The 18,411-nt window shown below is 68.7% G+C and carries 21 protein-coding genes and 1 tRNA gene; 12 read left to right on the plus strand and 10 right to left on the minus strand.

Going from position 1 to position 18,411, the window contains the following annotated elements; translation table 11 throughout:
- Positions 1-89: 89 nt before the first annotated feature.
- On the plus strand, positions 90-1,262 hold the full coding sequence (locus tag ACFQ9K_RS43000; RefSeq protein WP_378717303.1) for a 5-(carboxyamino)imidazole ribonucleotide synthase: 1,173 nt from the start codon (positions 90-92) through the stop codon (positions 1,260-1,262).
- Positions 1,255-1,767, plus strand: a complete 513-nt coding sequence (gene purE, locus ACFQ9K_RS43005) for a 5-(carboxyamino)imidazole ribonucleotide mutase (protein ID WP_378717301.1) — start codon at positions 1,255-1,257, stop codon at positions 1,765-1,767. The genes ACFQ9K_RS43000 and purE overlap by 8 nt, the downstream gene beginning before the upstream one ends.
- 456 nt (positions 1,768-2,223) lie before the next feature.
- On the opposite strand, the gene ACFQ9K_RS43010 is transcribed toward purE, so the two are convergent.
- Positions 2,224-2,673, minus strand: coding sequence for a helix-turn-helix domain-containing protein (locus ACFQ9K_RS43010; RefSeq protein ID WP_378717335.1), 450 nt, complete (start codon positions 2,671-2,673; stop codon positions 2,224-2,226).
- Between the two features lie 70 nt (positions 2,674-2,743).
- Between ACFQ9K_RS43010 and ACFQ9K_RS43015 the strand changes: the two genes are divergently transcribed.
- Complete coding sequence (locus ACFQ9K_RS43015; protein WP_378717299.1) at positions 2,744-3,424, plus strand: TetR family transcriptional regulator; 681 nt, start codon at positions 2,744-2,746, stop codon at positions 3,422-3,424.
- A gap of 131 nt (positions 3,425-3,555) precedes the next feature.
- Entirely contained in the window at positions 3,556-4,713 is a 1,158-nt protein-coding gene (locus ACFQ9K_RS43020) for an acyl-CoA dehydrogenase (RefSeq protein WP_150408003.1), read from the plus strand.
- A gap of 65 nt (positions 4,714-4,778) precedes the next feature.
- Here ACFQ9K_RS43020 and ACFQ9K_RS43025 read toward each other — a convergent pair whose 3' ends face one another.
- Together ACFQ9K_RS43025 and ACFQ9K_RS43030 are read right to left on the minus strand one after the other, a co-directional pair.
- Positions 4,779-5,594 (minus strand): SGNH/GDSL hydrolase family protein, encoded by an 816-nt coding sequence (locus ACFQ9K_RS43025; RefSeq protein ID WP_378717296.1) that lies wholly within the window; start codon positions 5,592-5,594, stop codon positions 4,779-4,781.
- A gap of 20 nt (positions 5,595-5,614) precedes the next feature.
- Entirely contained in the window at positions 5,615-6,295 is a 681-nt protein-coding gene (locus ACFQ9K_RS43030) for a hypothetical protein (RefSeq protein ID WP_378717295.1), read from the minus strand.
- Positions 6,296-6,362: 67 nt separating this feature from the next.
- On the opposite strand from ACFQ9K_RS43030, the gene ACFQ9K_RS43035 reads away from it, so the two are divergent.
- Positions 6,363-6,854, plus strand: a complete 492-nt coding sequence (locus ACFQ9K_RS43035) for a MarR family winged helix-turn-helix transcriptional regulator (RefSeq protein WP_378717293.1) — start codon at positions 6,363-6,365, stop codon at positions 6,852-6,854.
- A gap of 13 nt (positions 6,855-6,867) precedes the next feature.
- On the opposite strand, the gene ACFQ9K_RS43040 is transcribed toward ACFQ9K_RS43035, so the two are convergent.
- From ACFQ9K_RS43040 to ACFQ9K_RS43050, 3 genes are all read right to left on the minus strand, one after another.
- A tRNA-Leu gene (locus ACFQ9K_RS43040) sits at positions 6,868-6,940 on the minus strand.
- Positions 6,941-6,972: 32 nt separating this feature from the next.
- Positions 6,973-7,257 (minus strand): GNAT family N-acetyltransferase, encoded by a 285-nt coding sequence (locus tag ACFQ9K_RS43045; protein ID WP_378717291.1) that lies wholly within the window; start codon positions 7,255-7,257, stop codon positions 6,973-6,975.
- Between the two features lie 41 nt (positions 7,258-7,298).
- Entirely contained in the window at positions 7,299-8,657 is a 1,359-nt protein-coding gene (locus tag ACFQ9K_RS43050; RefSeq protein ID WP_378717289.1) for an FAD-binding oxidoreductase, read from the minus strand.
- Between the two features lie 227 nt (positions 8,658-8,884).
- Here ACFQ9K_RS43050 and ACFQ9K_RS43055 point away from each other — a divergent pair, with 227 nt between their 5' ends.
- Together ACFQ9K_RS43055 and ACFQ9K_RS43060 are read left to right on the plus strand one after the other, a co-directional pair.
- Positions 8,885-9,205 carry a hypothetical protein gene (locus ACFQ9K_RS43055; protein WP_378717288.1) on the plus strand — a complete coding sequence of 107 codons (321 nt, stop codon included), beginning with the start codon at positions 8,885-8,887 and terminating at the stop codon, positions 9,203-9,205.
- Positions 9,206-9,262: 57 nt separating this feature from the next.
- The gene (locus ACFQ9K_RS43060) at positions 9,263-9,766 is read left to right on the plus strand and encodes a GtrA family protein (protein WP_378717287.1); all 504 of its coding nucleotides are present in this window, start codon (positions 9,263-9,265) and stop codon (positions 9,764-9,766) included.
- 33 nt (positions 9,767-9,799) lie between these two features.
- Here ACFQ9K_RS43060 and ACFQ9K_RS43065 read toward each other — a convergent pair whose 3' ends face one another.
- From ACFQ9K_RS43065 to ACFQ9K_RS43075, 3 genes are read right to left on the minus strand one after another with little or no spacing between them, the layout of a single operon-like run.
- Positions 9,800-10,453 (minus strand): Type 1 glutamine amidotransferase-like domain-containing protein, encoded by a 654-nt coding sequence (locus ACFQ9K_RS43065; protein WP_378717285.1) that lies wholly within the window; start codon positions 10,451-10,453, stop codon positions 9,800-9,802.
- Positions 10,454-10,459: 6 nt separating this feature from the next.
- Positions 10,460-11,299: a maleylpyruvate isomerase family mycothiol-dependent enzyme gene (locus ACFQ9K_RS43070; RefSeq protein WP_378717283.1), complete on the minus strand. Its 840-nt coding sequence runs from the start codon at positions 11,297-11,299 to the stop codon at positions 10,460-10,462.
- Positions 11,296-11,787 carry an HIT family protein gene (locus ACFQ9K_RS43075; RefSeq protein ID WP_378717281.1) on the minus strand — a complete coding sequence of 164 codons (492 nt, stop codon included), beginning with the start codon at positions 11,785-11,787 and terminating at the stop codon, positions 11,296-11,298. The genes ACFQ9K_RS43070 and ACFQ9K_RS43075 overlap by 4 nt, the downstream gene beginning before the upstream one ends.
- A gap of 408 nt (positions 11,788-12,195) precedes the next feature.
- On the opposite strand from ACFQ9K_RS43075, the gene ACFQ9K_RS43080 reads away from it, so the two are divergent.
- The 5 genes from ACFQ9K_RS43080 (at position 12,196) to ACFQ9K_RS43100 (ending at position 16,973) form a co-directional block, all read left to right on the plus strand.
- Complete coding sequence (locus tag ACFQ9K_RS43080; RefSeq protein WP_378717280.1) at positions 12,196-13,314, plus strand: Re/Si-specific NAD(P)(+) transhydrogenase subunit alpha; 1,119 nt, start codon at positions 12,196-12,198, stop codon at positions 13,312-13,314.
- A complete protein-coding gene (locus tag ACFQ9K_RS43085; RefSeq protein ID WP_069165014.1) occupies positions 13,314-13,628 on the plus strand; it encodes an NAD(P) transhydrogenase subunit alpha in 315 nt (104 codons plus the stop codon). The genes ACFQ9K_RS43080 and ACFQ9K_RS43085 overlap by 1 nt, the downstream gene beginning before the upstream one ends.
- Positions 13,629-13,645: 17 nt before the next feature.
- Entirely contained in the window at positions 13,646-15,061 is a 1,416-nt protein-coding gene (locus ACFQ9K_RS43090) for an NAD(P)(+) transhydrogenase (Re/Si-specific) subunit beta (protein ID WP_378717333.1), read from the plus strand.
- A gap of 106 nt (positions 15,062-15,167) precedes the next feature.
- Positions 15,168-15,761, plus strand: coding sequence for a hypothetical protein (locus ACFQ9K_RS43095; RefSeq protein WP_378717279.1), 594 nt, complete (start codon positions 15,168-15,170; stop codon positions 15,759-15,761).
- Positions 15,762-15,809: 48 nt separating this feature from the next.
- Positions 15,810-16,973 (plus strand): DUF5925 domain-containing protein, encoded by a 1,164-nt coding sequence (locus ACFQ9K_RS43100; protein ID WP_378717277.1) that lies wholly within the window; start codon positions 15,810-15,812, stop codon positions 16,971-16,973.
- Positions 16,974-17,020: 47 nt separating this feature from the next.
- Here the strand turns inward: ACFQ9K_RS43100 and ACFQ9K_RS43105 are convergent, their stop codons facing one another.
- A complete protein-coding gene (locus tag ACFQ9K_RS43105; RefSeq protein ID WP_378717276.1) occupies positions 17,021-18,229 on the minus strand; it encodes an MFS transporter in 1,209 nt (402 codons plus the stop codon).
- Between the last annotated feature and the right edge of the window lie 182 nt (positions 18,230-18,411).

The following is an 18,411-nucleotide window of genomic DNA, read 5'->3' on the forward strand; positions in this document are numbered from 1 at the left end:
CGGTCAGCGGCGCCCGCTGACGGATATTTCCGCCGGTTATGACAATATTGTCGAACGTGAGCCCCGGCCGGTCCTTCGATCCCTCCGTTATGCCCACCGTCACAATGATCGGCGGTGGCCAGTTGGCGCGCATGACGCACCAGGCCGCGATCGCGCTCGGCCAGCGGCTACGCGTCCTCGCGGAGAATCCAGACGATCCTGCTGCCCAGGTGAGCCCCGAGGTCGTGCTCGGCAGCCACAACGATCTGACCGCGCTGCGCAAGGCCGCGGTCGGGTCGCACGCGCTGACCTTCGATCACGAGGGCGTGCCGACCGAGCACCTGGAGGCGCTGGTCGCCGAGGGGGTGAACGTGCAGCCGCCGCCGCGTGCGCTGATCTTCGCGCAGGACAAGCTGGCCATGCGGGTCAAGCTGGCCGAGCTCGGCCTGCCGATTCCGGCGTTCACCCCGGTGACCGAGGTGGCCGAGGCGCTGCGGTTCGGTGCCGAGCACGACTGGCGGATCGTGCTCAAGGCGGTGCGCGGTGGGTACGACGGTCGCGGCGTGTGGATGCCGAAGTCGGCCGACGAGGCGACCGCGATCGTGACCGATCAGCTCGCGCACGGCGTGCGGCTGCTCGCCGAGGCGAAGGTCGACCTGAAGCGCGAGCTGTCCGCGATGGTGGCGCGCTCGCCGTTCGGGCAGGCCGCGACCTGGCCGGTGGTGGAGACCGTGCAGCGCAACGGTCAGTGCGCCGTGGTGATCGCGCCCGCGCCGGATCTCGATGACGATCTGGCCGCTGCGGCCGAAGGGCTCGCGCTCAACCTGGCCAAGGAGCTCGGTGTCGTCGGGGCGATGGCGGTGGAGCTGTTCGAAACCCACGACGGCACGCTGCTGATCAACGAGCTCGCGATGCGCCCGCACAACTCCGGGCACTGGGGCATGGACGGCGCCCGCACCGGACAGTTCGAGCAGCACCTGCGCGCGGTGCTGGACTATCCGCTCGGCGACACCAGCCCGCTGGCCCCGGTCACCGTGATGGCGAACATTCTCGGCGCGGCCGAGGCGCCCGCCATGTCGATGGACGAACGGCTGCATCATCTGTTCGCGCGGATGCCCGACGCCAAGGTGCACCTGTACGGCAAGGGCGAACGCCCCGACCGCAAGATCGGGCACATCAACATCCTCGGCGACGACGTCGCCGTGGTGCGGGAGAAGGCCGAGCGAGCCGCGCAGTGGATGTCGCGCGCGGTATGGACCGACGGATGGGATCCGCATGAGTGAGCACGAGAACGGCCCGCAGGTCGGCCTGATCATGGGCAGCGACTCCGACTGGCCCACCATGGAGGCCGCCGCGGAAGCGTTGGCGGAGTTCGGCATTCGCTTCGAGGTCGGCGTCGTCTCGGCGCACCGCACGCCGCAGCGCATGCTCGACTACGCCCGCGACGCCGCCGCCCGCGGTCTCCGGGTGATCATCGCCGGCGCGGGTGGCGCCGCCCACCTCCCCGGCATGGTCGCGTCCGCCACCCCCCTCCCGGTGATCGGCGTCCCCGTCCCGCTCAAATACCTCGACGGCATGGACTCGCTCCTCTCCATCGTCCAAATGCCCGCCGGCGTCCCCGTGGCCACCGTCTCCATCGGCGGCGCCCGCAACGCCGGCCTCCTGGCCGTCCGCATCCTCGCCGCCCACGACCCCGCCCTCCGCACCTGCATGGAACACTTCCAAGCCGGCCTCGAAAAGATGGTCCTCGAAAAAGACCAGGCCCTCCGCACCAAACTCCTCGGCTGACCCGAAACCCGCTGCGCAACAGCGGTATACCCTGCCGAGGCGGCATAAGCCGCACCCGCCATCAACGCCGCACAAGAAATGGTCTGTGGTCCCAAAAGGCCACGCGGACAGCAAAATCCGCACCCTTCTCCGACTTGGAGCCCTTTTCTCGGGTTTCGGGGTGTCCCGTTTCGGTATGCGTACTCAAAGACGTCCTGGGGCAGGCGATCCGCGGTGTTTGTGGCCTGGCTGAGGGGATGCCCGGGTAGTGCTGGGCGCGTCAGGTGGGGTCCCCGACCTGCTCTCCCGCGGCTTGGGTGGGCGAGGCGAGTGTTGTCGACGGGCGACTGGCTGTGGTGCTGTTCTCGAGATGGCCTGAATCGAGTCGAGTCGAATGGTGGTTTTGGAAGATCAACTAGCGACCATATGACTCACCTCGATTGTGGCGGCGGGTCCACGCCGCGACGAAGGCCATGTTCAGATGCCGAGGTCTTGACCGAGGCGGGCCAGCTCGTCCACCGCGGCCTTGCTCTTGGCCTCGTGCTGTTGTTGGTATGCCTTGAGATCCTCGTATCTGACCCGTCGGTGCCTGCCGACGAGACGGAACGGGATCTCACCGCCCTCGAGTAGCGCGACCACGTAAGGCCGAGAAACATTCAGCATGTCCGCCGCCTGTTGCGTAGTCAGCTCGGCATGCGAGGGGACCACCGATACGCCACGGCCCTCGGCGGCCTGCGCCAGGATGAAAGCCAGCAGGCTGACGGCTTCTCTGGGCAGGACCAGAGCCTCCTCGCCGGGGTGTTCCTGCATGACCCGGATGTTCTGCTCGGCGGGGTGCCGCATGAGGTAGTCCTTGATCCTCCGCATCGCGCGGTCGGCCACCGCGGGGTCGATCTTGCCGGGCTCGGTGCGCTTCACCGCCTTCATGTTCACCGCAACCACCTCCTTATTCGCCGCGCCGCCCTGGCGTGGCGGGTGGTCTCGCTACGGTGAAGGCGTGACTACTGGTGACATCCGCCCGCGTAGCGGGGACGACAACGCGCGGTTTCGGCTGACGGTTGTCGATCAGGCGTTGCGGCTGTTCGCCGAGAAGGGGTACGAGGCGACGACGGTCGATGAGATCGCGGAGGCGGCGGGGATATCGCGGCGGACGTTCTTTCGGCAGTTCCGGTCGAAAGAGGATGTGATCTTCGCCGATCACGAGTCGCAGTTGGCGCAGGCGGCGGAGTTCCTGGCGGGGGAGCCGGGGGATCCGTGGGAGACGGTGTGCGAGGCCGTGGTTCAGGTGTTCGAGCGGTTCACCCAGTGGCGGGAGATCGCGGCGCGCCGGTACCAGGTGGTGCGACGGGTGCCCGCGTTGCGGGAGCGGGAGATCGTCACGGTGTTCCGGTACGAGCGGCTGTTCACCGATTACCTGCGGGATCGGCTGCCGGAGGTGCCGGATCTGGCGCGGGTGCAATACACCGCCGCGGTGACCGCGACGCACAACTACCTGCTGCGCCGCATGGTGCGCGGCGAGTCCGACGCGGGCGCCGCGGACCTGCGCGTCGAACTGGCCGCGATCCCGCGCGGCACACCCCGCCGCCCGGTCGACGAGCTGGTGCTCGCGGTGTTCCCGCGCGACACCCCACCCCGGCAGGTCGCCGATCTCGTCGCCCGCAAACTCGGTAGTCTTTGATCGAGGTCAGTGCGACCAATCTGACACTGAGTGCCAGGAAGTATCCGCACGTTGCGGCCATCCCTGGGCGTATACTCAAGGGCGGTGTGGCACTGAGTGCCGACATGTACCGACGACCAGGAGTGAGCCCCATGGCGGGAAACCCCGATTTCGACCTGTTCAAGCTCGAGGACTTCCACGACGAACTGCGTGCGGCCATCCGCGGTCTGGCGGAGAAGGAGATCGCCCCGCACGCGAAGGACGTCGACGGCAACTCCCGCTTCCCGGAGGAGGCGCTGACCGCGCTCAACGCCGCCGGCTTCAACGCGGTGCACGTGCCGGAGGCCTACGGCGGCCAGGGCGCCGACTCGGTGGCCACCTGCATCGTGATCGAAGAGGTCGCCCGCGTCTGCGGTTCCTCCTCGCTCATCCCCGCGGTCAACAAGCTCGGCACCATGGGCCTGATCCTCAACGGCTCCGAGGAACTCAAGCAGAAGGTGCTCGCCGACATCGTCAACGGCGAGATGGCCTCCTACGCGCTGTCCGAGCGCGAGGCCGGTTCCGACGCCGCCAGCATGCGCACCCGCGCCAAGCAGGAGGGCGACGACTGGATCCTCAACGGCTCCAAGTGCTGGATCACCAACGGCGGCAAGTCTTCCTGGTACACCGTCATGGCGGTGACCGATGCGGACAAGGGCGCCAACGGCATTTCGGCGTTCCTGGTGCACAAGGACGACGAGGGTTTCGTGGTCGGCCCGCTCGAGCACAAGCTCGGCATCAAGGGATCGCCCACGGCGGAACTGTATTTCGAGAACTGCCGGGTGCCGGGTGACCGCATCGTCGGCGAGCCGGGCACCGGTTTCAAGACCGCGCTGCAGACCCTCGACCACACCCGCCCGACCATCGGCGCGCAGGCCGTCGGCCTCGCGCAGGGCGCGCTGGACGCGGCCATCGCCTACACCAAGGACCGCAAGCAGTTCGGCAAGGCGATCGCCGATTTCCAGAACACCCAGTTCATGCTCGCCGACATGGCGATGAAGATCGAGGCCGCCCGCCTCATGGTCTACACCTCGGCCGCTCGCGCCGAGCGCGGCGAGAAGAACCTCGGCTTCATCTCCGCCGCCGCGAAGTGTTTCGCCTCCGACGTCGCGATGGAGGTGACCACCAACGCCGTTCAGCTGTTCGGCGGCGCCGGCTACACCACCGACTTCCCGGTGGAGCGCATGATGCGCGACGCGAAGATCACCCAGATCTACGAGGGCACCAACCAGATCCAGCGCCTGGTCATGTCCCGCGCGCTGCTGCGCTGAGTGGCTCGATCGACGGTTGAGGCGGTGCCGAGATTCGTTCTCGGCACCGCCTTTTTCGTTGCCCGTCAGGATATTTCGGCGAGCGCCGACACGACGGTCCGGGCGACGGCGACCTGCCCGGCCGCCGAGAGGTGTACGCCGTCCGGTTCGAACAGGCCAGGGCGGGGGCGCGTGACCGCGAGCACGTCGACGGCGGGCTCCGGCCGGTCGAGCAGGAGCTGTGCGGTCTGCCCGTGATCCGCTGTGCGCCAGCTGATCCGCGCCTGCTGGAAGGGCGGGTAGGCGGCGATCAGCGTCTCGTCCATGTCGTGCGGGGTCAGCCAGATCCAGCGGGTGTCACTCGATCGCACGCCCTCGTCGTGCAACAGAGTCAGGTTGCGCGCCGTCTCTTCGGCGCTGACCACGCGCGGCCCGTCGCTGCCGAGGCGTTGCGCGTCATTGGCGCCGAGCTGGCACAGCACCCAGTTCGGCCGCTGAAAGCCCAGCGCGGCAATGCCTTTCAGGGTCTGGGTAGTCGTGGCTCCCGAGACGGCCAGGTTGGTGAGTTCGATCCCGTCGCCCGGTCGCCGCAGTTCGAGCAGGTGCCGCAGGATCTCGAACCAGGACAGTCGATCGGCGGTGCTGCTCTCGCCGAGGGCGACCACGTGATCGCCCGCCGCGAAGGGCAGGCGATCGACCTGGCCCGCGACCCACGCCTCGGTGAGCAGCCCGGCCGCCGCCGTGCGCGCTTGTTCGGCGAATCCCGCACGCAGCGAGTGATATTCGTCGGCGGTGAGGCCGAACAGCGCGGCGATATGCGCGTCGGCTATGCCATTCAGGAACGGCAGCGACAATTCCGGCCGCTGGAATCGGGCCAGCTTGGCCGCCATCTGGGTGTTCATGGTGTTCCTTCCCGGGGAAGCTATGAGCGAGGTAGCAGGAAGCCCGCGGCGATCAGCCAGGCCATCCCGGTGAAGCGAGCGATCGGCAGGAGGAAGGCGGCGGCGGTGACGGTCAGTGCGGCGGTGGTGCCCAGTGCGATCAGCGCGATCACCAGCCCCGCGATCAGCAGCCACGGCGCCAGCCGCCGTCGCGGCAGCGCGCTGAGCGCGATTCCGGCGATGAGCAGGCCGGTCGCCACGACATTGCCGGGTCCACCGCACAGGAACGCGAGCGTGTGCAGCGCGCGAACCAGCGCCGGGTCGGTGACCACCTCCGGCACGGTGAGCGCCCAGCTGACCACGGCGGAACAGATCAGAAAGGCCGCGGCGAGCGTGCCGCCGATCGGCGCCAGGGCAGGGGCGAACCCGTCGGCGATCCGCCGCACCCGCGCGCTGACGCCAGCCACGTACAGGACCAGCGGGATGGCGCTCGCGAATTGCAGCACCGCGCCGGTGCGGACGGCGCCGGGATGGTCGCGGAAGTAGGCGAGCGCATCGTCGGCCGATCCGAACGGCGACGGAAACGGGCTGCCGCCGGCCAGGACCGTGCTGAGGACGAGCCCGGCGACGAACAACCCGGCGGCGACGGCCGCGAGCAGACCGAGCGGTGGTTCGACGCTTATCGCGCGCCGATCCAGGGGAGTGGGTGCTGAAAGCGCCATGACAATCCGTTCTTGGCTATGAATCGTTCTCGCAAGTGAACGATTATCCGATGGGTACGATAGCCGCGTGGCCGAATCGGAGCAAGAGGTTGTCGAGCAGGCGCGCCCGATGCGCGCGGTGGCCTTCGGCCTTGCCCAGCTGGGCGCGCATGCGACGCAACGCTTTTCCGAACGCATCGCCGAAATCGGGCTCACCCCACCGGAAGTCGGCATCCTGCGGATGATCGCCGCCGAACCCGGCCGCAGTCAGCGCGCGCTCGCCGCCGCACTCGGCGTGGTTCCCAGCCGGGTGGTCGCGCTGATCGATCCGCTGGATGACAAGGGCCTCATCGAACGTCGCCGCAGTGCGACCGACCGCCGCAACCACGAACTGCATCTCACCCCGGCGGCGGGCGCGCTGCTGGCCCGCCTGGCCACCGTCGCGGTGGCGCACGAAACGGAACTGACCGCCGCGCTGTCGGACGCGGAATATCGGCAATTCGCCGACCTACTCGATCGTCTCGTCGCCGCGCGGGAGCTGGCGCCCGGCGTGCATCCCGGTTACCGCGACGCGGAATAGCCGCGGATAGTTGTGCCCTCGGTCAGGGTCGAACTGACACTGGACGGGTTTTGAATCCGTTGCCTCTGCCATTGGGCTACGTGGGCGGTACCGGTCACCGAATGGGTGACCTGGGAAATCAGCCGACCAGGTCGGCGTATTCGCGATGTTCGCTGATGTACTTCTCGACGTACCAGCAGGTCGGGATCACGGAGTACCCGTTCTTCCTGGAGTCCTCGAGCGCGTATTCGACCACCTGGGCGGCGACGCCGCGACCGCGGAATTCCGGGAACGTCATCGTGTGATGGAAATCGCGCACCTTCGGATCGTCGCGCTGGGCGTAGTCGGCGTAGCCGGCGAGGGTGTCGTCGAGATAGATCTCGAACCGGGTGTCGTCGACGTTGTGCTCGAGCCTGGTGGTCATGATCTGGTGAAACTCCTTCGCGACCGGGAATGTTCCGTGGACTAGAGAATTGCGCCCGGATTGAGGATGCCGTTCGGGTCGAGCGCGTCTTTGATCCGGTGGGTCAGGGCCATCACGTCGGCGCCGAGCTGATCGGGCAACCACGCCTTCTTCAGCCGCCCGACGCCGTGCTCCCCGGTGATGGTGCCGCCGAGCGCGATCGCCAGGTCCATGATCTCGCCGAACGCCCGGTGCGCGCGCTCGGTCATGGCCGCGTCGTCCGGGTCGTGCACGATCAGCGGGTGCGTGTTGCCGTCGCCGGCGTGCGCGATCACCGAGACCAGCACGTCATTGCGTTCGGCGATCGCGGCGACGCCGGTGACCAGGTCGCCCAGCCGCGGCAGCGGAACACCTACATCCTCGAGCAACAGCGTGCCCAGCTTCTCCACCGCCGGGATCGCGAAACGCCTTGCTGCCGTGAAGGCTTCCCCCTCTTCGGGATCCTCGGTATGGAAAACCTCCGCCGCGCCGGCCTTTTCGCACGCGGCGACCATGATTTCGGCTTCCCGCCTGGCGAATTCGCCCGGCGCGTCGGAACGGGCGACCAGCAATGCCGCGGCACCGCGATCCAGCCCCATGCGCAATTCGTCCTCGACCGCGTTGATCGACACCGAATCCATGAATTCCAGCATGGAGGGCCGCAATTCACCGGTGATGGCGAGTATCGCGTCGACCGCGGCGCTCAGCGAGGCGAAGGTCGCGACGACCGTGCTCTGCGGCGGTTGCGCGGGCAGCAGGCGCAGCGTCAGCTCGGTGATGATGCCGAGCGTGCCCTCGCTGCCGACGAACAGCTTGGTCAGCGACAGTCCGGCCGAGTCCTTGAGCCGCGGACCGCCGAGCCGCAGCACCGTCCCGTCGGCCAGCACCACCTCCATGCCGAGCACGTAATCGGTTGTCACGCCGTACTTCACGCAGCACAGCCCGCCCGCGTTGGTGGCCGCGTTGCCGCCGATCGAGCAGATCTCGAACGACGACGGGTCCGGCGGATACCAGAGCCCGTGCTCGGCGACCGCGCGCTTCACCTCGGCGTTCAACAGTCCGGGTTGCACCACCGCCGTCCGGGTGACCGGGTCGATCGTGATCGCCCGCATCCGTTCGGTACTCAGCACGAGGCCGCCGTCCACCGCGGTCGCGCCGCCGGACAGTCCGGAGCCGGCGCCGCGCGGCACGACCGGAATCCGGCGCTCGTGCGCCCAGCGCAGCGTCGCCGCCACGTCCTCGGTGCCGGTCGCCCGGACCACGGCCAGCGGTGTTCCGGCGTCGGGATCGCGCGCCCAGTCCTGCCGGTAGCTCGCGAGCAGATCGGGGTCGGTGACTACGGCGCCATCGGGCAGTCCGTCGATCAGGTCATGCAGCTCCACCACCCCACGCTAACCCGCCCGGGCGACGAGGCCACGCAAGCCGCCGAATGTGATGTCACCCGCCACAGTGGTGCTCGGGCGGGTTCGGGATAAGAATGCCGGGAGGGGCTCGTTGTTCGGGGCAGCGGGTTCTCCCGGCTCCACCCGACGGGGCGCCGGATTTCGTGTGCCGCGACCTGCCGTGCAGATCCACGCAGCGCCGCAACGCAACTCGGAGGGATGTTCGGATGCAGGACGAATCGCACGGTCGCCGCGAACTGGTGGCCGCGATGTTCGCCGGCGAGTTCGTCGAGGGCGGCATCGACCCCGCGGCGCTCCGCCGCATCCACGCCGGCGACCACGCTGAATGGCTGACCGCCCTGGACCGCTCCGGCATCTTCGGCAAGGAAGCCATCGCCGACCTCACCGCCCGGTGGCACGACAACCCGCGCGAACTCCTGGACACGCTGCTCACCGAGGCCGACGACGTCACCGCGCGCCGCTGCCTGACCGCCTGGGCCGGCCTCGACCGCGGCACCACGGCGACCTCGGCGGCCCAGATCAGCTGAACGCCCAGTTCGCTGGGTGATCACCTGACGGACACCTGGCGCTGGCAGGCTGGCCGCGTGCACGAGCTGGCGAGAACCACCGACACGGTCGCGGACCGGTTCACCCGATGGTGTGCCGCCGTGGTGGCGTGGCTGCCGTGGGGGCTGAATCGGCTGGTCGCCCCGACCTTCCTCGGTTTCGCGCTGATCAACAGCTTCACCTTCGCCGTCGATCTGGTGCTGCTGACCGTCTTCCACGGCTGGTGGGGACTGCCCGTGTGGCTGTCGATCACCATCGCCTACATCTGCGCGTTCGGCCTCAGCTTCGTGCTCAACCGCACCTTCAATTTCCACTCCCACGCCCCGGTCGGCAGGCAGGCCGCGGTGTACGGCGTGGTCGTCGCGATCAACTACGTCGCGTTCATCCTCGGCGTCGGCAGCGGCCTGACCGCGCTCGGCCTCGAGTACCACCTGGCCAGGCTGCTGGCAGGCGGGTGCGAGGCGGTCTACATGTACAGCGCGATGCGCTGGGTCGTGTTCCGCCGCGAGCCCGAGCCCGAACTCGCTCCGCACACGACGTGAGGTCTCAGCGACTCCCGCGCGGGGTGTGGTCGCTCATGACCCCGCTCGACCGATCAGTGCCTCGGTCCGGTCGCCGTCGACGATGATCGCGTCGTCGTCGGTGAGTGCCCAGTGGGCGACGCCCGCCGCGCGGTAGGACTCGGCGAGCGCGCCGCATTCGCCGGTCGGGTCGGTGGGCGAGTCCAGGTGCGGCACGATCGCGCGATCGACCAAACCCAGTCCGTCCCACCGCGGTTCGATCCCACAGGTGGGTAAGACCTCGGCGGGATCGTCCACCGTGTCGATCCCGTGCAGATCAGGCGTCAGCACGCAAGCTCCCGCGCTGTAGCCCGCGTACACCAGCGCGTCGGCGGCCAGCAGCTTGGGCAGCACGAGGTCCGCGCCGCTGCGGGCGAATTGGGCGCGCAGCACGAAGGTGTTGCCGCCGCGCACCCACAGCATCGGGAACTCGGCCAGCGTGCGCTCCAATTCCGCCGGGCTGTCGACGAAGTCGCGCAGGTCGACGGTCTCCGGGGCGTAGCCGAGTTTGCGTAGCGGCACCGTGTCGCTGGTTACCGCCCCCGCCCACATCTCCGGCCAGGCATCACAGGCGTTGGGAATCAACGCGACTCGCCCCGGCTCGCCGACCATGGCCGCGAGCCGGTCGTAGTGTGCCCCGAACCGGTAGCTGGACAGGAAGAGTCGCACCGGAACTCAGATGGTGAAGGCGAGGTTGCGGACCAGCCGCTGCCCGAGTTCGGTGTCGCCGCCGATGGTGATCTCGTCCAGGTGTTCGTCGGCCGTCGTGCGGCCGCCGCCGAGACGGACGAAAAGCTCGGAGGGCAGCTGGATTTCGACATCGGCCGGCTCGTCGAACGAGTCGACATAACCGGCCCGGCCCGCCACCTGGATGTGCAACGTCCTGGCCAACGAGCCGGTCACGGTGAACGTGATCCGCGAACCATCCGGCGCCGCACCCTTTTTCACCACGACCCGCGGCACGCTGCCGAGGAATTCGGCGAACGCCAGCTCACCGCACGGCCCGCCCTCCTCGACCCGAACACCCAGGGCGTCGGCGACGTCGAGCTCGTGCATCCAGCAGTCGAACAGCCGCACCCGCATGAACCGCCCGTAAGCGACCTGCCCGATCGGCGACTGCGTCAGCGCCTGCCACTCCTCGTCGCCCATGGCGGCCAAGGCCTTCCGCCTGCGGTCGACGATCTCGCGGTACACGTCCAGCAACCGCGCGCCCGGCATCGGCCGCAGCCGGTCCACCCAGATCTCGTTGAACACCCCGGTCTCGTTGCGCACATGCGGCAGCGTGCTCACATCGGTCTTCACCGTGATCGGGTCGTGCGGCGGCGGGCGCTCGCCGAGCAGCCACGATTCGGTGCCGACCACATGGGCGACCACATCGAACACCGTCCAGCCCGGCAGCGAAGTCGATGCGCGCCAGTGATTTTCGTCGATGTCGGCGACCAGCGCGGCGATCGCGTCCCACTGTTCGGACAGGCGCGCGGACAGTTCGGTCCGGTCCAGTGTCGGGTCGGTCATCCCTGCGCTCCTTCGTCCGGGGCATCCATGCCTAGTTTTCCACCGGTACCCGGCTTTTCGTCGCGCTCCAGCGCGGCGATTCCACCCCGGATGGCGGCCGCGGTGGACTGCGCGTCGTGCGGCCTGCGCAACAGCACGCCCGCGGCGAACCGGAACTTGTCGCCGTGCCTGCGCGGGATCACGTGCAGGTGCACGTGCGGGACGGTCTGGAAGGCGGCGGTACCGTCGTTGAGCAGCAGGTTCGCCCCGTCGGCGGCGAGCGTGCTGCGCCGCACGGCGAGCGTGAGCCGGTGCCCGGCGCGGAACACGTACGCGCCCAATTCGGCGTCGAGATCCTCGAGTTCGGTGGCGTGCTGTTTCGGCACCACGAGCATGTGGCCGCGGGCGATGGGCCGGATATCCAGGAAGGCGCAGAGGACGTCGTCCTCGTATACCTTCGTCGCCGGGGCCTCGCCGGCCACGATGCGGCAGAAGACGCAGTCGTTCACACCGCAGGACCTTACGGCGTACGAGCGGTGCGGAACACCCCCCGACCGCGAATCGCGCATGACGCACGTCACTTCTCGCAACCGCGTCCGCGCCCTGACCTGGTGTCGAACCTACGGGTAAGTAATAGACCCCCGAGTGCGCTCTTGTTCAGTGCACTCGCAGCGACAACCATCAGTAGCGGCGCTCATCCGAACAGCTGACAGTGCGGGAGGTGACCACAGTGTCCGCAGCCAACTGGAGAATCCGGCAAACCGGCGGAATCAGGCATGATCTTGTGACGGGCGTCTCAGCGTTCCGTACAAAGCGCCGGGTACAGTTGCGAGGATTTGGGCGACCTTACTCCGAAGTAACATCGTCCGGTCGTCCCATCTGATGCCGCAAGCTCAGCACGAGAAGGAACTGACATAGTGGAGACAACGCAGAGCGTAGGCGACGAGTCGCCACGCGGCGCGCGTGTCGGAGTCGTTCGCGAGTCCAACGCGGGCGAACGACGTGTCGCATTGGTGCCGAAGATCATTCCGACCCTGTTGAAGCAGGGCGTGCAGGTGGTGATCGAGTCCGGTGCCGGGCTCGGCGCGCTCATTCCCGACAGCGCCTACGAAGCGGCCGGCGCGACGATCGGCGATCCGTGGTCGGCCGAGGTGGTCGTCAAGGTCGCCCCGCCCAGCGACGCCGAGGTGGCCAGGCTGTCCGGCGGGCAGACCCTGATCGGCTTCCTGGCCCCGCGCAACGCGGACAATCAGATCGGCAAGCTGAAAGCCGCCGGGGTGCAGGCCTTCGCGGTCGAGGCGATCCCGCGCATCTCGCGCGCCCAGGTGATGGACGCGCTGTCCTCGCAGGCCAATGTCGCCGGATATAAGGCCGTGCTGCTGGCCGCGTCCGAGTCGACCCGCTTCTTCCCGATGCTCACCACCGCGGCGGGCACGGTGAAGCCCGCGACCGTGCTGGTGCTCGGCGTCGGCGTCGCCGGTTTGCAGGCGCTGGCCACGGCCAAGCGCCTGGGCGGCCGCACCACCGGCTACGACGTGCGTCCCGAGGTCGCCGACCAGGTGCGCTCGGTCGGCGCGCAGTGGCTCGACCTCGGCATCGACGCCGCCGGTGAGGGTGGGTACGCCCGCGAACTCACCGACGAGGAAAAGGCCAAGCAGCAGCAGGCTTTGGAGGACGCGATCAAGGGCTTCGACGTGGTGATCACCACCGCGCTGGTGCCCGGCCGGCCCGCGCCGCGCCTGGTGACCGCCGCCGCGGTCGAGGGCATGAAGCCCGGCAGCGTGATCGTCGACCTGGCCGGGGAGACCGGCGGCAACTGCGAACTCACCGAGCCCGGCGAGGTCGTGGTCAAGCACGAGGTCACCATCGCCTCGCCGCTGAATCTGCCCGCCACCATGCCCGAGCACGCCAGCGAGCTGTACTCGAAGAACATCTCGGCGCTGCTGGAACTGATGCTGGTCGACGGAAAGCTCGCACCGGACTTCAGTGATCAGGTGCTCGCCGATTCCTGCGTGACCCGTGAGGTGGAGGCCTGATGTACACCGAACTCCTCGCGAACATCGCGATCCTGGTGCTCTCCGGGTTCGTCGGGTTCGCCGTCATCTCCAAGGTGCCCAACACCCTGCACACCCCGCTCATGTCCGGTACCAACGCCATTCACGGCATCGTCGTGCTCGGCGCGCTGGTCACCCTGGGCAATGTGCAGGATCCGTCGATCCTGACCCAGATCATCCTGTTCGTCGCCGTCGTGTTCGGAACCCTCAATGTCATCGGTGGTTTCGTGGTGACCGACCGGATGCTCGGCATGTTCAAGGGCAAAAAAGCGGCCCCGGTGAAGGCGGATAAGTAATGCATACCTTCGACAATGTGAGCTACCTGGTCAACGGGCTCTACATCATCGCCTTCGGCATGTTCATCTACGGTCTGATGGGCCTGACCGGCCCGAAGACCGCGGTGCGCGGCAACCTGATCGCGGCCGTCGGCATGTTCATCGCCGTGGTCGCGACGCTGATCTCGGTGCGCCACACCAGCAATTGGATCCTGATCGTCGCCGGTCTGGTGGTCGGCATCGCCCTCGGCGTGCCGCCGGCCAGGTTCACCAAGATGACCGCCATGCCCCAGCTGGTCGCCGCGTTCAACGGCGTCGGCGGCGGCACGGTCGCGTTGATCGCGTGGTCGGAATTCATCAACAGCCAAGGCTTTTCGCACTTCGACGAAGAGCCGACCGTGCACATCGTGGTCGGCTCGCTGTTCGCCGCGATCATCGGCTCGATCTCGTTCTGGGGCTCGCTGATCGCGTTCGGCAAGCTGCAGGAGATCCTGCCCGGCCGCCCGCTCGGACTCGGCAAGTTGCAGCAGCCGCTGAACCTGCTGCTGCTGATCGGCGCGATCGCCGCGGCCGTGGTGATCGGCATCGGCGCCACCAATGACGGTGTCTCCCAACTGTGGATGATCGCGGTGCTCGTGCTGGCCGGCGTGCTCGGCCTCGCGGTGGTGCTGCCGATCGGCGGCGCGGACATGCCCGTGGTCATCTCGCTGCTCAACGCGCTGACCGGATTGTCGGCCGCCGCAGCGGGTCTGGCGCTGAACAACACGGCGATGATCGTGGCGGGCATGATCGTCGGCGCGTCCGGCACCATCCTGACCAACCTGATGGCGAAGGCGATGAACCGGTCCATCCCGGCCATCGTCGCGGGCGGATTCGGCGGCGGCGGAACGGCTCCCGGCGCGAGCGGGGACGGCGAGGCCAAGCAGGCCAAGGCCACCTCCGCCGCGGACGCCGCGATCCAGATGGCCTACGCCAACCAGGTCATCGTGGTCCCCGGCTACGGCATGGCCGTGGCCCAGGCCCAGCACGCGGTCAAGGAGATGGCGGCCCTGCTCGAGGCCAAGGGCGTCGAGGTCAAGTACGCCATCCACCCGGTCGCGGGACGCATGCCCGGGCACATGAACGTGCTGCTGGCCGAGGCCGAGGTCTCCTATGACGCGCTCAAGGAGATGGACGACATCAACGGCGAGTTCTCCCGCACCGATGTCGCCCTGGTCATCGGCGCCAACGACGTCACCAACCCGGCCGCCCGCGAGGACGCCAGCAGCCCGATCTACGGCATGCCGGTGCTCAACGTCGACCAGGCCAAGAGCGTCATCGTGCTCAAGCGCTCGATGAACTCCGGCTTCGCCGGCATCGACAACCCGCTGTTCTACGCCGACCACACCTCCATGCTGTTCGGCGACGCGAAGAAGTCCGTCGGCGCGGTCACCGAGGAACTGAAGGCGCTGTAGGGCAGACGGATTCACCCGAACGACCCTCCGCCGATCAGGGGCGGGGGGTCGTTTTCGATCGTGAGATAGTTTCTTCTGGACCTAATCGCCTCAGGGGGAAACAGCTATGTCGCAAGCCTTTCCGCCGCCTGCCGAGACCGGTGCCGGCGCAGCGGGTCTCGAGGTCGCGGTGCCGGTGCGCCGGAAACCGTGGCACGCGCGGTGGATCGTGAAGCTCGCCGTGCTCGCCGTCGGGGTGGTGGTGTGCCTGGTCGTCGGCGTCGTCGTCAACATGAAATCGGCTCCCGGCGAGGCGAAGATCACCGCCGGCAGCTGCGCGAAGGTGTGGGGCACGACCAGCGCCGCCGAACTCGCGCAGGTCGCGTGCACCGATCCGGAGGCCAACTATCGGGTGGCGCTGCGGGTGGACAACGACGTCGACGCCTGCCCCAGTGCGGATTACGCCTACTACAAGATGGCCGGGCCGGACGGTTACCGGTTGTGCCTGACCCTCAACGCGGTCGAGGGCGACTGCTTCGAGGACCTGCCCGGGTTCGTCAGCCGGAAGACGCCCTGCGCGCCCCGCAGCTACCGGGTGAGCAAGATCATCCCGGGCGCCCAGGACCGCCTGCTGTGCGGGCGCGACACCAGAGCCCAATGGGGCCTGGTCTATTCGACGCCGGAGCCGACCACGATCTGCCTGCGCGAGGTCGGAAGATGATCGTCCGCGAGTTAATCCGCTGGACACGGCCGGTCGGTAACCCTGATCATGCTCCAGGTGTCCGCACGTAACGAGCCCCTTCGGTTGATCGACCCGAGTGAGCCCTCGGCCGATCTCGCCGAGCGGCTCCCGTGGGCTGTCACCGTCGATTCCGCCTACACCACCCGGGACACGATCGACGCGCTCGCGGTGGCCCCGTTCCTGCGCGGCGATCAGCCCTGCGCGCACATCGCGCGCTTCGAGCGGATCAATCCGGAGGCGCTGCTGCGCCCGGAGCACGGCCGGGTGGTGCGGTCGGTGCGCGAGGACGACAGCCTCGCGACCCTGGTGGTCGGCCCCGGCTGGTCGCTGCGCGCGATGAAGTGGTCGGGCGGGTCGGCGATGGTCGAGGTCACCGCCGAGACCGACGAACTGGCCGCCGCGATACTCGCCGAGGCGATCAAGGGCGCGGCCGCGCAACCGGAGATCGGCGAGACCATCGAGATGGGCTTCTGGCACATGGGCGGGCACGGGCCGCAGCGCCGGGGACACGCCATCTCGGCGCCGGAGTGGCCTGCCATCCGCGGCAACTATCCCGCCGACGTCGCGACCGCACTGGATCGGCTGATGGCGTTGACCGCGGCCGACGTGCGCGGTCGCCTGGTGCTGCTGCACGGGCCGCCGGGCACCGGAAAGACCACCGCGTTGCGCGCGCTGGCCCGGGCCTGGGCACCGTGGTGCCAATTCGACTGTGTGCTCGACCCCGAGGTGATGTTCGGCAAGCCCGGCTACCTGATGGACGTGGCGGCCGGCGTCGACGGCGACGAGGGCGCCAAGCGCTGGCGCATGCTGGTGCTGGAGGACTGCGACGAGCTGATCCGCGGCGAGGCGAAAGAGACCGCGGGCCAGGGCCTTTCCCGCCTGCTCAACCTGACCGACGGCATGCTCGGCCAGGGCCGGGACGTGCTGGTCGCGATCACCACCAACGAGGACCTGTCCCGGCTGCACCCCGCGGTGACCCGGCCGGGTCGGTGCCTGGCCCAGCTCGAGGTCGGCCGGCTCTCGCCCGCCGAGTCGGCGGCCTGGCTGGCCAGGGAACGTCGCCCTGACACCCCGGCCGACGCCGTCTGCCCGGACGGCGCGACGCTGGCCGAGCTGGTGGCGCTGCGCGACGGCGACGCCAAGATCCGCTCGGTGCGTGAAGATCCGCTCAATTCCGGCCTCTACCTGTGACGCGGTCGGCGCTCGGCGACCGCACGGAATGCCGAAGGGGCGGCGGCTCAGGCGGATTCGGTGCGGGCCGGGGCGACCACCCCGGCATAGCGGCAGCACACCAGCACCGCGAGCAGCGGCACGGCGATCGCGGTGGTCAGGGGGACCACCGCGGTCAGCCAGCCGATCACGGCCGGGCCGGCGAGCAGGCCGAGATAGCCGACGCTGAACACCCTGGACATGTCGGTCGCGGCCTTGCCGGAGCCGAGATTGCCTGCGGCGGTGAAGATCTGCGGAACGCTGCCGGACAGGCCGAGGCCGGTCAAGGCCCAGCCGAGCAGGGTCAGGGGGATCCAGGGGGAGACCAGGATCAGGGTCAGTCCGAGCGCCGAGATGAGCATGCCGTAGCGGACCACGGCGACCCGGCCGAAGGCGCCGCTCACCCGGTCCGTGGCCAGCCGGCCCGCGGTCATGGTGACCGAAAACGCGCCGAAGGCCAGCGCGGCGGTGGCCGCGTCGGCGTCGAGATGCTCGCGCATCTGCAAGGTGCTCCAGTCGCCGGCGACGCCCTCGGTGAGCAGGACGGCGAAGGCGATCATGGCCAGCGCCAGTACTTTCCGGCGGTGTTCGCGCGCGCCGGTAGCGACGTGGTCCGCGGGTTCGACGCCGTCCGGGAGTGGCTCGGCAACCGACGGTTGGGGGTCGGTGTCGCGCAGTAGCCGCGGCAGCGCGGCAACGGTCAACGCCACGCAGCCGATTGCCGCGAGGGTCAACGTTATTCGGATGTCCAGCCCGGCGCGCAGCGTGGCGGCGCCCACCAGCGACCCGAGCAGGCCGCCGCCGGAGAACAGCGCGTGAAAGGCCGCCATGATCGGCCGCCCGTACGCCCGTTCCACGTGCACCGCTTGGGTATTCATCGACACGTCCAGCGCGCCGTTGCCGAAACCGAAGCAGGCCAACGCGATCGCCAGGCCGACCGGCCCGGTCGCCAGGCCGGGGCCGATCACCGCGATCGAAGCGATGATCGCGGCGGCGGCGACCAGCGTCCGGCTGCCGAACCGATCGGCGAGCGGGCCCGCGATGCGCATGCCGACGATGCCCGCGCCGGCCATCAGCAGGATGAACATCCCGAGCGTCGATTTCGCGACGCCGGTCCGATCGGTGATCGGCGGAATGTGCACGACCCACATGGCCAGCAGGAATCCGTTCAGGCCGAACACCGTGAACACGGCGGCCCTGGCGACGCGCGTCGGTCGATCGGCAGTCGGAGTCAGCATTATCTCGACGGTACCGATGATCGTTCGATCTTTGCCCCACCCCCTCGATGTCGGCCCAGACCGGCGCGACCACACGGCATCCGGGGCGGAACATCCTCGGCCCGCCGTCCGGAAGCCGGATCGCTCCATTGCGATCCGGCTCCACGGGTCGTCTGCACAGCCTGTACTGGGTCCAACGCCGC

Source organism: Nocardia sp. NPDC056564, from assembly GCF_042793755.1.
Classification (GTDB): Bacteria; Actinomycetota; Actinomycetes; order Mycobacteriales; family Mycobacteriaceae; genus Nocardia.

Coding starts and splice junctions, on each gene's coding strand:
- ACFQ9K_RS43000 (WP_378717303.1), top strand. CDS start 90: ATGCCCACCGTCACAATGATCGGCGGTGGCCAGTTGGCGCGCATGACG.
- purE (WP_378717301.1), top strand. CDS start 1,255: ATGAGTGAGCACGAGAACGGCCCGCAGGTCGGCCTGATCATGGGCAGC.
- ACFQ9K_RS43010 (WP_378717335.1), bottom strand. CDS start 2,673: ATGAAGGCGGTGAAGCGCACCGAGCCCGGCAAGATCGACCCCGCGGTG.
- ACFQ9K_RS43020 (WP_150408003.1), top strand. CDS start 3,556: ATGGCGGGAAACCCCGATTTCGACCTGTTCAAGCTCGAGGACTTCCAC.
- ACFQ9K_RS43025 (WP_378717296.1), bottom strand. CDS start 5,594: ATGAACACCCAGATGGCGGCCAAGCTGGCCCGATTCCAGCGGCCGGAA.
- ACFQ9K_RS43030 (WP_378717295.1), bottom strand. CDS start 6,295: ATGGCGCTTTCAGCACCCACTCCCCTGGATCGGCGCGCGATAAGCGTC.
- ACFQ9K_RS43045 (WP_378717291.1), bottom strand. CDS start 7,257: ATGACCACCAGGCTCGAGCACAACGTCGACGACACCCGGTTCGAGATC.
- ACFQ9K_RS43055 (WP_378717288.1), top strand. CDS start 8,885: ATGCAGGACGAATCGCACGGTCGCCGCGAACTGGTGGCCGCGATGTTC.
- ACFQ9K_RS43070 (WP_378717283.1), bottom strand. CDS start 11,299: ATGACCGACCCGACACTGGACCGGACCGAACTGTCCGCGCGCCTGTCC.
- ACFQ9K_RS43085 (WP_069165014.1), top strand. CDS start 13,314: ATGTACACCGAACTCCTCGCGAACATCGCGATCCTGGTGCTCTCCGGG.
- ACFQ9K_RS43095 (WP_378717279.1), top strand. CDS start 15,168: ATGTCGCAAGCCTTTCCGCCGCCTGCCGAGACCGGTGCCGGCGCAGCG.
- ACFQ9K_RS43100 (WP_378717277.1), top strand. CDS start 15,810: ATGCTCCAGGTGTCCGCACGTAACGAGCCCCTTCGGTTGATCGACCCG.
- ACFQ9K_RS43105 (WP_378717276.1), bottom strand. CDS start 18,229: ATGCTGACTCCGACTGCCGATCGACCGACGCGCGTCGCCAGGGCCGCC.